Origin of the sequence: Pseudomonas sp. AOB-7 (assembly GCF_003696305.1) — a bacterium.
Taxonomy (GTDB): Bacteria; Pseudomonadota; Gammaproteobacteria; order Pseudomonadales; family Pseudomonadaceae; genus Aquipseudomonas.
This window is the reverse complement of sequence record NZ_RFFK01000025.1, coordinates 1-15,403: the sequence shown is the minus strand read 5'-3', so window position 1 is coordinate 15,403 and position 15,403 is coordinate 1. Positions and strand designations below refer to the sequence as shown.

The window sequence follows — 15,403 nt, the reverse complement described above, 5'->3', positions numbered from 1 at the left end:
TGCCAAGATCGTCGAGTAATCGGTTGATCTGTCCCTCTCAGGCCGGCATAATGGTCGGCCTGATTTTGCTTTAGGTCAGTAGCTCAATTGGCAGAGCGGCGGTCTCCAAAACCGCAGGTTGGGGGTTCGATTCCCTCCTGACCTGCCATTTTCTAACGAATCTGGCGTGTCTTTCACAGGATCCTCTCGAATGAATGTTAAGGCTGAAGCCAAAGACTCTCGCTTTGATCTGGTCAAGTGGCTGATTGTCGCTGCCCTGGTTGTGGTGGGTGTGGTCGGTAATCAGTACTTTTCTGCGGAGCCGATCCTGTATCGCGTTCTCGGTCTGCTGGTGCTGGCGGTCGTGGCGGGTGTGGTTGCCCTGCAGACTGCTCGTGGTCAGGCCTTCGCGGTGCTGTTGAAAGAGGCGCGCGTCGAGATTCGCAAGGTTGTTTGGCCGACCCGCCAGGAAACCACGCAGACCACCCTGATTGTCGTGGCTGTAGTGTTGGTAATGGCGCTGCTGTTGTGGGGGCTCGATTCCCTGCTCGGTTGGCTTGTTTCCCTGATTGTTGGTTAAGGGTGTCCCGTGGCTAAGCGTTGGTACGTTGTGCATGCTTACTCGGGTTACGAGAAGCATGTCATGCGCTCGCTGATCGAGCGCGTCAAGCTGGCTGGCATGGAAGACGACTTCGGCGAGATTCTCGTGCCCACTGAAGAAGTGGTCGAGATGCGCAACGGTCAGAAGCGCAAGAGCGAGCGCAAGTTCTTCCCCGGCTATGTCTTGGTGCAGATGGAGATGAACGAGGCGACTTGGCACTTGATCAAGGATACGCCGCGCGTCATGGGCTTCATTGGTGGTACTGCCGACAAGCCGGCGCCGATCACCGAAAAAGAAGCCGAAGCCATTCTGCGTCGTGTTGCCGATAGCGGCGACAAGCCCAAGCCGAAGACCCTGTTCGAGCCGGGCGAGATGGTGCGGGTGGTCGATGGTCCGTTCGCCGATTTCGGCGGCGTGGTCGAAGAAGTGAATTACGAAAAGAGCCGTATCCAGGTTGCGGTGACCATCTTCGGTCGCTCCACCCCGGTCGAGCTGGAGTTTAGTCAGGTCGAGAAGGCATAACTGACATAAGCATCCCTCACCCCGCAGCCTTAGGCTGCGGGGTTTTGTCGTCACTGGGATAAATGCGTAAGTAACCCGGGGAGCCGTCAGGCGTTCGAACCCGAAATTGGAGTAGCTAATGGCTAAGAAAATTCAGGCTTATATCAAGCTGCAGGTTAAAGCCGCTCAGGCAAACCCGTCGCCGCCCGTGGGTCCGGCTCTGGGTCAGCACGGCGTGAACATCATGGAATTCTGCAAGGCGTTCAACGCCAAGACTCAGGGCATGGAGCCTGGTCTGCCGACTCCTGTGATCATCACCGTTTACAGCGACCGCAGCTTCACCTTTGAAACCAAGAGCACCCCGGCATCGGTGCTGCTGAAGAAGGCCGCCGGCCTGACCAGCGGTTCCGCTCGTCCGAACACCGTCAAAGTAGGCACCGTTACCCGTGCTCAGCTGGAAGAGATCGCCAAGACCAAGCAGGCCGATCTTACTGCCGCTGACCTGGATGCGGCCGTGCGCACCATCGCCGGCTCCGCTCGTAGCATGGGCCTGAACGTGGAGGGTGTGTAATGGCTAAGTTGACCAAGCGCCAAAAGGCCATCGCGGCCAAGGTTGAAGCCGGCAAGGCCTACACCTTCGAAGAAGCGGCCGGCCTGCTGGCCGAGCTGTCTGCCGTCAAGTTCACCGAGTCCTTCGACGTTGCCGTGAACCTGGGCGTAGACCCGCGTAAATCCGACCAGGTCGTACGTGGCGCCACCGTGCTGCCGAACGGCACTGGCAAGACCGTACGCGTTGCCGTGTTCACCCAGGGTCCGGGCGCTGAAGCTGCCCTGGCTGCCGGTGCCGACAGGGTCGGTATGGACGATCTGGCTGCCGAAATGAAGGCCGGCGATCTGAACTACGACGTGGTCATCGCTTCCCCGGACGCCATGCGCGTCGTTGGCCAGCTGGGCCAGGTACTGGGTCCGCGCGGCCTGATGCCGAACCCGAAAGTCGGCACCGTGACTCCGGACGTCGCCACCGCCGTGAAGAACGCCAAGGCTGGTCAGGTACGTTTCCGTACCGACAAGAACGGCATCATCCACACCTCCGTTGGCAAGGTCGGCTTCGAAGCCGCCGCGCTGAAGCAGAACGTGGAAGCCCTGCTGGCTGACCTGAAGCGTCTGAAGCCGTCCACTTCCAAAGGTATCTACGTCAAGCGCGTGACCCTGAGCACCACCATGGGTCCCGGTCTGATCATCGATCAGGCTTCGCTCGACGCGTAAGTGATTGGGTCGGCGGCGTGCGCGTCGCCGGCCTTGAAAAATTGGGGTCCCTGCCTGGCGGGGGCTATCCAAGACCGTAGGTGGCGCAAGCCTTAAACCCGTGGAGCGATCCGCGGTCGCCTACGCAGATGGTGCTCCCGATTCTTACCGAATCAGACACCAAAACGCCGTCCGGCTCGTGCTGGACGAAACGGTAACATCCAGGAGTAAACCCGTGGCAATTAAACTCGAAGACAAGAAGGCCATCGTCGCTGAAGTCAACGAGGCTGCCAAAGCCGGTCTGTCCGCTGTCGTGGCTGATGCCCGTGGCGTGACCGTCGGCGCAATGACCGGACTCCGTAAAGAGGCCCGCGCGGCTGGTGTGTACGTGAAAGTCGTACGTAACACCCTGCTGCGCCGCGCCGTTGAAGGCACTCAGTTCGACGTGCTCAACGACGTGTTCAAAGGCCCGACTCTGATCGCGTTCTCCAACGAACATCCGGGCGCTGCTGCCCGTATCTTCAAGGAATTCGCCAAGGGTCAGGACAAGTTCGAGATCAAGGCAGCTGCGTTCGAGGGCCAGTTCCTCGCAGCCAATCAGATCGACGTGCTGGCTACCCTGCCGACCTACAACGAAGCTATTGCCCAGCTGATGAGCGTGATGCAAGGCGCCACCAGCAAGTTCGTTCGTACTCTGGCAGCTGTTCGCGACCAGAAAGAAGGCGCTGCCGCCTGATCCAGGCGCATCACCCTTTCTACGTTATTTGTTTAATTCGATGGCCGCGAAGGCTGTCACCCCAATACAGGAATTAGAGTCATGGCTCTGACCAACGAAGACATCATCAACGCCGTTTCCGAAATGTCCGTGATGCAGGTTGTTGAACTGATCAAGGCAATGGAAGAGAAGTTCGGCGTTACCGCCGCTGCCGCTGTTGCTGCCGGCCCGGCCGCTGCTGCCGCTGCTGTTGAAGAACAAACCGAGTTCAACGTCGTTCTGGCCGAAGCCGGCGAGAAGAAAGTGAACGTGATCAAGGCTGTTCGCGAGCTGACCGGTCTGGGTCTGAAGGAAGCCAAGGAGAAGGTCGACACCGCTCCTCAGGTTATCGCTGAAGGCCTGAGCAAAGAAGCTGCCGAAGACGCCAAGAAGAAGCTGGAAGAAGCTGGCGCCAAGGTCGAACTCAAGTAAGTTCGCACCTTGCGTCTACAGCCCGAGCGACTCGCACAAGGCTGATGGCTGGTGGCTTTTGCCACCGGCCTTTTTCCGTTCTAGGTCGGCTGTTCGTCAGCCGGCCTGGAACCGGAAAGATCCCGCCCCTCGAGGCGGCCGCAAACCGAGGGTTTGCACGATTTTCTGGTCATCGCCGCCGGCGCTGGCCAAATAAGCAGGTGACCAAGCTGGGGAACGCTGATGGCTTACTCATACACTGAGAAAAAACGTATCCGCAAGGACTTTAGCAAGTTGCCGGATGTCATGGATGTGCCTTACCTCCTGGCCATCCAGCTGGATTCGTACCGCGAATTCCTGCAGCAAGGAGTGAGCAAGGAACAGTTCCGCGACATCGGCCTGCACGCGGCCTTCAAATCCGTATTCCCGATCATCAGCTATTCCGGCAACGCCGCTCTGGAATATGTCGGCTATCGCCTGGGCGAGCCGGCGTTCGACGTCAAGGAGTGCGTCCTGCGTGGCGTGACCTTCGCCGTGCCGCTGCGCGTGAAAGTGCGCCTGATCATTTTCGACAAAGAATCGTCGAACAAAGCGATCAAGGACATCAAAGAGCAGGAAGTGTACATGGGCGAGATTCCGCTCATGACCGAGAACGGTACCTTCGTCATCAACGGTACCGAGCGCGTGATCGTTTCCCAGCTGCACCGCTCCCCGGGCGTGTTCTTCGACCACGACCGTGGCAAGACCCACAGCTCCGGTAAGCTGCTGTACTCCGCTCGCATCATTCCTTACCGCGGTTCCTGGCTGGACTTCGAGTTCGACCCGAAGGACGCGGTGTTCGTGCGTATCGACCGTCGCCGCAAGCTGCCGGCGTCCGTCCTGCTGCGCGCGCTCGGCTACAGCACCGAAGAGGTGCTGGATGCCTTCTACGACACCAACGTGTTCCACGTTAAGGGCGAGAACCTGAGCCTGGAGCTGGTGCCGCAGCGTCTGCGCGGTGAAGTCGCGGTCCTCGATATCAAGGACGGCAGCGGCAAGGTGATCGTCGAGCAGGGCCGTCGTATCACGGCTCGCCACATCAACCAGCTGGACAAGGCTGGCATCAAGGAGCTGGAAGTTCCGCTCGATTACGTCATTGGCCGCACTACCGCCAAGGCCATCGTGCACCCGGCTACCGGCGAGATCATCGCCGAGTGCAACACCGAGCTGACCGCCGACCTGCTGGTCAAGATGGCCAAGGCGCAGGTGGTGCGTTTCGAGACCCTGTACACCAACGACATCGATTGCGGTCCGTTCATCAGCGACACGCTGAAGATCGACAGCACCACCAATCAGTTGGAAGCGCTGGTCGAGATCTATCGCATGATGCGTCCCGGCGAGCCGCCGACCAAGGACGCTGCCGAGACCCTGTTCAACAACCTGTTCTTCAGCGCCGAGCGTTACGACCTGTCCGCCGTCGGCCGCATGAAGTTCAACCGTCGTATCGGGCGTACCGAGATCGAAGGTTCGGGCGTGCTGAGCAAGGAAGACATCGTTGCCGTACTGAAGACCCTGGTCGACATTCGTAACGGCAAGGGCATCGTCGACGACATCGACCACCTGGGTAACCGTCGCGTGCGTTGCGTCGGCGAGATGGCCGAGAACCAGTTCCGCGTTGGCCTGGTGCGCGTCGAGCGCGCGGTCAAGGAGCGCCTGTCGATGGCCGAAAGCGAAGGCCTGATGCCGCAGGACCTGATCAACGCCAAGCCGGTCGCGGCGGCGGTGAAGGAGTTCTTCGGTTCCAGCCAGCTCTCGCAGTTCATGGACCAGAACAACCCGCTCTCCGAGATCACCCACAAGCGCCGCGTCTCCGCACTCGGCCCGGGCGGTCTGACCCGCGAGCGCGCCGGCTTCGAAGTGCGCGACGTACACCCGACCCACTACGGTCGCGTGTGCCCGATCGAAACCCCTGAAGGTCCGAACATCGGTCTGATCAACTCGCTGGCCGCCTACGCCCGCACCAACCAGTACGGCTTCCTCGAGAGCCCGTACCGCGTGGTCAAGGCCGGTCTGGTCACCGACGAGATCGTGTTCCTGTCCGCCATCGAAGAGGCCGATCACGTGATCGCCCAGGCCTCGGCGACCATGAACGACAAGGGCATGCTGGTCGACGAGCTGGTGGCCGTGCGTCACCTCAACGAGTTCACCGTCAAGGCGCCGGAAGACGTCACCCTGATGGACGTGTCGCCGAAGCAGGTCGTTTCCGTCGCTGCCTCGCTGATTCCGTTCCTCGAGCACGACGACGCCAACCGCGCGCTCATGGGCTCGAACATGCAGCGTCAGGCCGTGCCGACCCTGCGTGCCGACAAGCCGCTGGTCGGTACCGGCATGGAGCGCAACGTCGCCCGTGACTCCGGCGTCTGCGTCGTGGCCCGTCGTGGCGGGGTGATCGACTCGGTCGATGCCAGCCGTATCGTGGTTCGGGTCAACGATGACGAAGTCGAAACCGGTGAAGCCGGTGTCGACATCTACAACCTGACCAAGTACACCCGCTCCAACCAGAACACCTGCATCAACCAGCGTCCGCTGGTGAGCAAGGGTGACAAGGTGGCGCGCAGCGACATCATGGCCGACGGCCCGTCCACCGACATGGGTGAACTGGCGCTGGGTCAGAACATGCGCGTGGCGTTCATGCCGTGGAACGGCTTCAACTTCGAAGACTCCATCTGCCTGTCCGAGCGTGTGGTCCAGGAAGACCGCTTCACCACCATCCACATCCAGGAACTGACCTGTGTGGCGCGCGACACCAAGCTCGGCCCAGAGGAAATCTCCTCGGACATCCCGAACGTCGGTGAAGCTGCACTGAATAAGCTGGACGAGGCCGGCATCGTCTACGTCGGTGCCGAAGTCGGCCCGGGCGACATCCTGGTCGGTAAGGTCACCCCGAAAGGCGAGACCCAGCTGACGCCGGAAGAGAAGCTGCTGCGCGCGATCTTCGGTGAGAAGGCGTCCGACGTGAAGGACACCTCCCTGCGTGTGCCGACCGGCACCAAGGGCACCGTCATCGACGTCCAGGTCTTCACCCGCGACGGCGTGGAGCGCGACTCGCGCGCCCTGTCGATCGAGAAGATGCAGCTCGACGAGATCCGCAAGGACCTCAACGAAGAGTTCCGCATCGTCGAAGGCGCCACCTTCGAGCGTCTGCGCTCCGCCCTGGTCGGCGCCATCGCCGAAGGCGGCGCCGGCCTGAAGAAGGGCACCGCGATCACCGACGAGTTCCTCGACGGCCTCGAGCGTGGCCAGTGGTTCAAGCTGCGCATGGCCGACGACGCCCTGAACGAGCAGTTGGAGAAGGCCCAGGCCTACATCTCCGACCGCCGTCAGCTGCTCGACGACAAGTTCGAAGACAAGAAGCGCAAGCTGCAGCAGGGCGACGATCTGGCGCCGGGCGTGCTGAAGATCGTCAAGGTCTACCTGGCCATCCGCCGCCGCATCCAGCCGGGCGACAAGATGGCCGGTCGTCACGGTAACAAGGGTGTGGTCTCGGTGATCATGCCGGTCGAAGACATGCCGCACGACGCCAATGGCACCCCGGTCGACATCGTCCTCAACCCGCTGGGCGTACCTTCGCGTATGAACGTCGGTCAGATCCTCGAAACCCACCTGGGCCTCGCGGCCAAGGGCCTGGGCGAGAAGATCAACCGCATGCTCGAAGAGCAGCGCAAGATCGCCGAACTGCGCAAGTTCCTGCAGGAGATCTACAACGAGATCGGCGGTCGTCAGGAAAACCTCGACGAGCTGTCCGATAGCGAAATCCTCGAGCTAGCGAAGAACCTCAAAGGCGGTGTGCCGATGGCCACCCCGGTGTTCGACGGCGCCAAGGAAAGCGAGATCAAGGCCATGCTGAAGCTGGCCGACCTGCCGGAAAGCGGCCAGATGCGCCTGTTCGACGGTCGCACCGGCAACCAGTTCGAGCGCCCGACCACCGTCGGCTACATGTACATGCTCAAACTGAACCACCTGGTGGACGACAAGATGCACGCGCGTTCCACTGGTTCCTACAGCCTGGTTACCCAGCAGCCGCTGGGTGGTAAGGCGCAGTTCGGTGGTCAGCGTTTCGGGGAGATGGAGGTCTGGGCGCTGGAAGCTTACGGCGCCGCCTACACCCTGCAGGAAATGCTGACCGTGAAGTCGGACGACGTGAACGGCCGTACCAAGATGTACAAGAACATCGTGGATGGCGATCACCGTATGGAGCCGGGCATGCCCGAGTCCTTCAACGTGCTGATCAAAGAGATCCGTTCGCTCGGCATCGACATCGATCTGGAAACCGAATAACACGTGACGCGACGGGAGTGGGGCGGTTAGCCCACTCCCTGCTCCGCCAGGAGGAAAGGCCTTGAAAGACCTACTGAATCTGCTGAAAAACCAGGGTCAGATCGAAGAGTTCGACGCCATCCGTATCGGATTGGCCTCGCCCGAGATGATCCGTTCGTGGTCGTTCGGTGAAGTAAAAAAACCGGAAACCATCAACTACCGTACGTTCAAACCCGAGCGTGACGGCCTGTTCTGCGCCAAGATCTTTGGCCCAGTAAAGGATTACGAGTGCCTGTGCGGCAAGTACAAGCGCTTGAAGCATCGCGGCGTGATCTGCGAGAAGTGCGGCGTGGAAGTGGCCCTGGCCAAGGTTCGTCGTGAGCGCATGGCGCACATCGAACTGGCCTCGCCGGTCGCCCACATCTGGTTCCTCAAGTCGCTGCCGAGCCGTATCGGCCTGCTGATGGACATGACCCTGCGTGACATCGAGCGCGTGCTCTATTTCGAGAGCTACGTGGTGATCGATCCGGGCATGACCACCCTCGAGAAGGGCCAGCTGCTGAACGACGAGCAGTACTTCGAAGCCCTCGAAGAGTTCGGTGACGACTTCGACGCGCGCATGGGCGCCGAGGCCGTGCGCGAGCTGCTGCACGCCATCGACCTGGATCACGAGATCGGCCGCCTGCGCGAAGAGATTCCGCAGACCAACTCCGAGACCAAGATCAAGAAGCTGTCCAAGCGCCTGAAGCTGATGGAAGCCTTCAAGGACTCCGGCAACCTGCCGGAGTGGATGGTGCTGACCGTTCTGCCGGTGCTGCCGCCGGACCTGCGTCCGCTGGTGCCGCTGGACGGTGGCCGCTTCGCGACCTCCGACCTGAACGACCTGTACCGTCGCGTGATCAACCGTAACAACCGTCTCAAGCGCCTGCTCGACCTGTCGGCGCCGGACATCATCGTGCGCAACGAAAAGCGCATGCTGCAGGAAGCGGTCGACGCCCTGCTCGACAACGGCCGTCGCGGTCGCGCCATCACCGGCTCGAACAAGCGTCCGCTGAAGTCGCTGGCCGACATGATCAAGGGTAAGCAAGGTCGCTTCCGTCAGAACCTGCTCGGTAAGCGCGTGGACTACTCCGGTCGTTCCGTGATTACCGTGGGCCCGACCCTGCGTCTGCACCAGTGCGGTCTGCCGAAGAAGATGGCTCTGGAACTGTTCAAGCCGTTCATTTTCGGCAAGCTGGAAATGCGTGGTCTGGCGACCACCATCAAGGCCGCGAAGAAGATGGTCGAGCGCGAGCTGCCGGAGGTCTGGGACGTGCTCGCTGAAGTGATCCGCGAACACCCGGTCCTGCTCAACCGCGCGCCGACCCTGCACCGTCTGGGTATCCAGGCGTTCGAGCCGGTACTGATCGAAGGTAAAGCCATCCAGCTGCACCCGCTGGTCTGCGCCGCGTACAACGCCGACTTCGACGGTGACCAGATGGCCGTTCACGTGCCGCTGACTCTGGAAGCCCAGCTCGAAGCACGCGCGCTGATGATGTCGACCAACAACATCCTCTCGCCCGCCAACGGCGAGCCGATCATCGTGCCGTCGCAGGACGTGGTACTGGGTCTGTACTACATGACCCGTGAGGCGGTGAACGCCAAGGGCGAGGGTCGCGTGTTCGCCGACCTGCAGGAAGTCGACCGCGTGTTCCGCGCCGGCGAAGCGTCCCTGCACGCCCGCGTGAAAGTGCGCATCAACGAGACCATCAAGGAAAAGGACGGCTCGATCACCAAGAACACCCGCATCGTTGACACCACCGTCGGCCGCGCGCTGCTGTTCCAAATCGTCCCGGCCGGCCTGTCCTATGACGTGGTCAACCAGTCGATGAAGAAGAAGGCGATCTCCAAGCTGATCAACCAGTGCTACCGCACTGTGGGTCTGAAGGACACCGTCATCTTCGCCGACCAGCTGATGTACACCGGTTTCGCCTACTCGACCATCTCCGGTGTGTCGATCGGCGTGAACGACTTCGTCATCCCGGACGAGAAGGCGCGCATCATCGACGCCGCCACCGAGGAAGTGAAGGAAATCGAGTCGCAGTACGCCTCCGGCCTGGTCACCCAGGGCGAGAAGTACAACAAGGTGATCGACCTCTGGTCGAAGGCCAACGACGAAGTCTCCAAGGCGATGATGGCCAACCTCTCGAAAGAGCCGGTGGTCGATCGCGAAGGCAAGACCGTCGAGCAGGAGTCGTTCAACTCCATGTACATGATGGCGGACTCCGGTGCGCGTGGTAGCGCCGCCCAGATCCGTCAGCTGGCCGGTATGCGTGGCCTGATGGCCAAGCCGGACGGCTCCATCATCGAAACGCCGATCACCGCGAACTTCCGCGAAGGTCTGTCGGTTCTGCAGTACTTCATCTCCACCCACGGTGCGCGTAAGGGTCTGGCGGATACCGCACTGAAGACAGCGAACTCCGGTTACCTGACCCGTCGTCTGGTCGACGTGGCCCAGGACCTGGTGGTGACCGAGATCGATTGCGGCACCGAACATGGCCTGCTGATGACCCCGCACATCGAAGGCGGCGACGTGGTCGAGCCGCTGGGCGAGCGCGTACTGGGTCGAGTGATCGCCAAGGACGTGTTCAAGCCGGGCACCGAGGACGTCATCGTGCCGGCCGGCACCCTGATCGACGAGCAGTGGGTCGAGTTCATCGAGCTCAACAGCGTCGACGAAGTGGTGGTGCGTTCGCCGATCACCTGCGAAACCCGCTACGGCATCTGCGCCAAGTGCTACGGTCGCGACCTGGCTCGCGGTCACCAGGTCAACATCGGTGAAGCGGTCGGCGTCATCGCCGCCCAGTCCATCGGTGAGCCGGGTACCCAGCTGACCATGCGTACCTTCCACATCGGTGGTGCGGCCAGCCGGACTTCGGCGGCCGATAGCGTCCAGGTGAAGAACGGCGGTGCGATTCGTCTGCACAACCTCAAGCACGTCGAGCGTCTCGACGGCAACCTGGTCGCGGTGTCGCGTTCCGGCGAGCTGGCGATTGCCGACGAGTTCGGTCGCGAGCGCGAGCGCTACAAGCTGCCCTACGGTGCGGTGATTTCGGTGAAGGAAGGCGACAAGGTCGACGCTGGCGCCATCGTCGCCAAGTGGGACCCGCACACCCACCCGATCGTGACCGAAATGAAGGGTACCGTGACCTTCGTCGGCATGGAGGAGGGCATCACCATCAAGCGCCAGACCGACGAACTGACCGGTCTGACCAACATCGAAGTGCTCGATCCGAAGGATCGTCCGGCCGCCGGCAAGGACATTCGTCCGGCCATCAAGCTGGTCGACGCCAATGGCAAGGAGCTGCTGCTGCCGGGTACCGACGTTCCCGCCCAGTACTTCCTGCCGGCCAACGCCCTGGTCGGTGTGGCCGACGGTGCGCAGATCGCGGTCGGTGACGTTATCGCCCGTATCCCGCAGGAAACCTCGAAGACCCGTGACATCACCGGTGGTCTGCCGCGCGTTGCCGACCTCTTCGAAGCCCGTCGTCCGAAGGAAGCTTCGATCCTGGCGGAAATCAGCGGCACCATCAGCTTCGGCAAGGAGACCAAGGGCAAGCGCCGTCTGGTCATCACCCCGACCGATGGCAGCGATCCGTACGAGGAGCTGATTCCGAAGTGGCGTCACCTGAACGTGTTCGAAGGCGAACAGGTGAACAAGGGCGAAGTCATCTCCGACGGTCCGAGCGATCCGCACGACATCCTGCGTCTGCTGGGCGTCAGCGCGCTGGCCAAGTACATCGTCAACGAGATCCAGGACGTGTACCGCCTGCAGGGCGTGAAGATCAACGACAAGCACATCGAGACCATCCTGCGCCAGATGCTGCGCAAGGTCGAAGTGAGCGAGTCGGGCGATTCCAGCTTCATCAAGGGCGACCAGATGGAACTGACCGCGGTGCTGGGCGAGAACGAGCGTCTGGCCGAAGAGGACAAGTTCGTCGCCAAGTACACCCGCGTACTGCTGGGTATCACCAAGGCGTCGCTGTCCACCGAGTCGTTCATCTCGGCGGCATCGTTCCAGGAAACCACCCGCGTCCTCACCGAAGCGGCGGTTACCGGCAAGCGCGACTACCTGCGCGGCCTAAAGGAAAACGTGGTCGTGGGTCGTCTGATCCCGGCCGGTACCGGTCTGGCCTATCACAGCGAGCGCAAGCGCAAGCGTGAAGCCGACAAGCCGGTACGGGTCAGCGCCAGTGAGGTGGAAGCCGCACTGACCGAAGCGCTGAACTCCAGCGGAAATTGAGTCGAGGCCCCGCCGGTTCGCCGGCGGGGCTTTGCCTTGACTGGGGCGTTGAGTCTCTTTAGACTCATGCACCCCTAAATTTGGCAGGGCGCTTGGCTCTGCCATCTTTATTTGTGTGTAGCTAAATAGCGTCGAAAGACAACAGTGGAGCTAGTAGATGGCAACTATCAACCAGCTGGTACGTCAGCCGCGTAAGCGCATCGTCGAGAAATCCGACGTGCCTGCGCTGCAGAACTGCCCGCAACGTCGTGGCGTGTGCACCCGCGTGTACACCACCACGCCGAAAAAACCTAACTCGGCACTGCGTAAAGTATGCCGCGTGCGTCTGACCAACGGTTTCGAGGTTTCCTCGTACATCGGCGGTGAAGGCCACAACCTGCAAGAGCACAGCGTAGTGCTGATCCGTGGCGGTCGTGTAAAGGACCTTCCGGGTGTGCGTTACCACACCGTGCGCGGTTCGCTGGATACCTCCGGCGTCAAAGACCGTAAGCAGGGTCGTTCCAAGTACGGTACCAAGCGTCCGAAATAAGGCCGCCTGATCTTTTTATTTAGTTGAGTCGATAAGAGTAAGGTCGGGCGCGGTTTGTGCCGTCAGTCCCGGGCTAACCTGAAGACCGTTTGAGGGCTTATCAATGCCAAGACGTCGTGTAGCAGCAAAGCGTGAGATCCTGGACGATCCGAAATACGGAAGCCAGATCCTCGCTAAATTCATGAACCACGTGATGGAAAGCGGCAAGAAGGCCGTGGCCGAGCGCATCGTTTACGGTGCCCTGGACACTGTCAAAGCGCGCAAGAACACCGATCCCCTGGAGATCTTCGAGAAAGCTCTCGACGCCATCGCTCCGCTGGTCGAAGTCAAGTCCCGCCGTGTCGGCGGTGCTACCTACCAGGTTCCCGTCGAAGTTCGCCCGTCCCGTCGTAACGCCCTGGCTATGCGCTGGCTGGTGGACTACGCGCGCAAGCGCGGTGAGAAGTCCATGGCTCTGCGTCTGGCTGGCGAGCTGCTGGATGCTGCTGAAGGCAAAGGCGCTGCTGTCAAGAAGCGTGAAGACGTGCACCGTATGGCCGAGGCCAACAAGGCTTTCTCGCACTACCGCTTCTAATTCCGGCTCCACTAACTTTGCGAGGGCTTTATGGCTCGTAATACAGCAATTAACCGCTACCGTAACATCGGTATCTGTGCCCACGTTGACGCGGGCAAGACCACCACTACCGAGCGGATCCTGTTCTACACGGGTCTGAGCCACAAGATGGGCGAGGTGCATGACGGCGCTGCGACCACCGACTGGATGGTGCAGGAGCAGGAGCGCGGTATCACCATTACCTCCGCTGCCGTGACCACCTTCTGGCAGGGCTCCAAGGGCCAGTACGACAAGTACCGCGTCAACGTGATCGATACCCCCGGCCACGTCGACTTCACCATCGAAGTAGAGCGTTCGCTGCGCGTGCTCGACGGTGCGGTCGTGGTGTTCTGCGGTACCTCCGGCGTTGAGCCGCAGTCCGAAACCGTATGGCGTCAGGCCAACAAGTACGGCGTTCCGCGTGTGGTTTACGTGAACAAGATGGACCGTGCCGGCGCCAACTTCCTGCGCGTCATCGGTCAGATCAAGAACCGCCTGGGTCACACCCCGGTTCCGGTCCAGCTGGCCATCGGTGCGGAAGACAACTTCGAAGGTCAGGTCGACCTGATCAAGATGAAGGCGATCTACTGGAACGAGGACGACAAGGGTACTTCCTATCGCGAGGAAGAGATCCCGGCCGAGCTCCAGGATCTGGCTGAAGAGTGGCGTTCGAACATGATCGAAGCCGCCGCCGAAGCCAACGAAGAGCTGATGAACAAGTACCTGGAAGGCGGCGAGTTGAGCGCCGAGGAAATCAAGGCCGGTCTGCGTGCGCGCACCCTGGCTGGCGAGATCGTTCCGGCCGTTTGCGGTTCTTCCTTCAAGAACAAGGGCGTGCCCCTGGTTCTCGACGCCGTCATCGACTACCTGCCTGCTCCGACCGAGATCCCGGCGATCAAGGGCATCCACCCGGATGTCATCGACAAGCCGAAGGACGAGCTGACCGACGCCGACTACGACGAGCGTCATGCCGACGATGCCGAGCCGTTCTCGGCGCTGGCGTTCAAGATCGCCACTGACCCGTTCGTCGGTACCCTGACCTTCGTTCGCGTCTACTCGGGCGTGCTGACCTCCGGCGACTCCGTGATCAACTCGGTCAAGGGCAAGAAAGAGCGCGTTGGTCGTATGGTGCAGATGCACGCCAACCAGCGTGACGAGATCAAGGAAGTGCGCGCTGGCGACATCGCGGCCCTGATCGGCATGAAGGACGTCACCACCGGTGACACCCTGTGCGACCTCGACAAGCAGATCATCCTCGAGCGTATGGACTTCCCGGAGCCGGTAATCTCGGTTGCCGTAGAGCCGAAGACCAAGGCTGACCAGGAGAAGATGGGTATCGCACTGGGCAAGCTGGCCCAGGAAGACCCGTCGTTCCGCGTCAAGACCGACGAGGAAACCGGCCAGACCATCATCTCTGGTATGGGCGAGCTGCACCTGGACATCCTCGTCGACCGTATGCGTCGCGAGTTCAACGTCGAGGCGAACATCGGCAAGCCGCAGGTTTCCTACCGCGAAAAAATCACCAAGAGCTGCGAGATCGAAGGCAAGTTCGTTCGCCAGTCCGGTGGTCGTGGCCAGTTCGGCCACTGCTGGATCCGCTTTGCCCCGGCTGACGAGGGTCAAGAGGGTCTGGAGTTCCACAACGAAGTTGTGGGTGGTGTGGTTCCGAAGGAATACATCCCGGCGATCCAGAAGGGTATCGAAGAGCAGATGAAGAACGGCGTCGTCGCCGGCTATCCGCTGATCGGCCTGAAGGCGACCGTATTCGATGGTTCCTACCACGACGTCGACTCCAACGAGATGGCGTTCAAGGTGGCGGCTTCCATGGCGACCAAGCAGCTCGCTCAGAAGGGCGGCGGTGTTGTGCTTGAGCCGATCATGAAGGTTGAAGTTGTAACGCCTGAGGACTACATGGGTGACGTGATGGGTGACCTGAACCGTCGTCGTGGTCTGATCCAGGGTATGGAAGATTCGGTATCGGGCAAAGTGATCCGCGCCGAGGTTCCGCTGGGCGAGATGTTCGGTTATGCGACCGACGTCCGTTCCATGTCCCAGGGTCGCGCGAGCTACTCCATGGAATTCTCCAAGTACTCCGAAGCTCCGGCGAACATCGTCGAAGCACTGGTTAAAAAACAAGGCTAATCCAGCCCTTTAGGCAAGAGGTTCACTGTCGTGGCTAAAGAAAAATTTGAACGTAACAAACCGCACGTCAA

The 15,403-nt window shown here is 61.0% G+C and carries 11 protein-coding genes and 1 tRNA gene; all 12 read left to right on the top strand.

The features are described from left to right. Positions 1-72 precede the first annotated feature (72 nt). The 12 genes from EA796_RS22610 (at position 73) to fusA (ending at position 15,332) form a co-directional block, all read left to right on the top strand. Positions 73-148: transfer RNA gene (locus EA796_RS22610), tRNA-Trp, on the top strand. A 42-nt stretch (positions 149-190) separates the two neighbouring features. Further along, positions 191-559 (top strand): preprotein translocase subunit SecE, encoded by a 369-nt coding sequence (secE, locus tag EA796_RS22605; protein WP_021445866.1) that lies wholly within the window; start codon positions 191-193, stop codon positions 557-559. A gap of 9 nt (positions 560-568) precedes the next feature. Next, the gene (gene nusG / locus EA796_RS22600; protein WP_004373446.1) at positions 569-1,102 is read left to right on the top strand and encodes a transcription termination/antitermination protein NusG; all 534 of its coding nucleotides are present in this window, start codon (positions 569-571) and stop codon (positions 1,100-1,102) included. A 118-nt stretch (positions 1,103-1,220) separates the two neighbouring features. After that, entirely contained in the window at positions 1,221-1,652 is a 432-nt protein-coding gene (gene rplK / locus EA796_RS22595; RefSeq protein WP_021445867.1) for a 50S ribosomal protein L11, read from the top strand. Then, positions 1,652-2,347, top strand: coding sequence for a 50S ribosomal protein L1 (gene rplA / locus EA796_RS22590; RefSeq protein ID WP_122110248.1), 696 nt, complete (start codon positions 1,652-1,654; stop codon positions 2,345-2,347). The genes rplK and rplA overlap by 1 nt, the downstream gene beginning before the upstream one ends. A gap of 214 nt (positions 2,348-2,561) precedes the next feature. Next, complete coding sequence (gene rplJ / locus EA796_RS22585) at positions 2,562-3,062, top strand: 50S ribosomal protein L10 (protein WP_021445869.1); 501 nt, start codon at positions 2,562-2,564, stop codon at positions 3,060-3,062. 81 nt (positions 3,063-3,143) lie between these two features. Beyond that, positions 3,144-3,512 (top strand): 50S ribosomal protein L7/L12, encoded by a 369-nt coding sequence (gene rplL, locus EA796_RS22580; RefSeq protein ID WP_021445870.1) that lies wholly within the window; start codon positions 3,144-3,146, stop codon positions 3,510-3,512. Between the two features lie 222 nt (positions 3,513-3,734). Then, complete coding sequence (gene rpoB / locus EA796_RS22575) at positions 3,735-7,808, top strand: DNA-directed RNA polymerase subunit beta (protein WP_031303872.1); 4,074 nt, start codon at positions 3,735-3,737, stop codon at positions 7,806-7,808. 61 nt (positions 7,809-7,869) lie between these two features. Further along, positions 7,870-12,069, top strand: a complete 4,200-nt coding sequence (gene rpoC / locus EA796_RS22570; protein ID WP_021445872.1) for a DNA-directed RNA polymerase subunit beta' — start codon at positions 7,870-7,872, stop codon at positions 12,067-12,069. Positions 12,070-12,226: 157 nt separating this feature from the next. After that, the gene (gene rpsL, locus EA796_RS22565) at positions 12,227-12,598 is read left to right on the top strand and encodes a 30S ribosomal protein S12 (protein WP_003463319.1); all 372 of its coding nucleotides are present in this window, start codon (positions 12,227-12,229) and stop codon (positions 12,596-12,598) included. Positions 12,599-12,701: 103 nt separating this feature from the next. After that, positions 12,702-13,172 carry a 30S ribosomal protein S7 gene (gene rpsG, locus EA796_RS22560; RefSeq protein ID WP_021445873.1) on the top strand — a complete coding sequence of 157 codons (471 nt, stop codon included), beginning with the start codon at positions 12,702-12,704 and terminating at the stop codon, positions 13,170-13,172. 30 nt (positions 13,173-13,202) lie between these two features. Next, complete coding sequence (gene fusA, locus EA796_RS22555) at positions 13,203-15,332, top strand: elongation factor G (protein ID WP_031303874.1); 2,130 nt, start codon at positions 13,203-13,205, stop codon at positions 15,330-15,332. Positions 15,333-15,403: the final 71 nt, after the last annotated feature.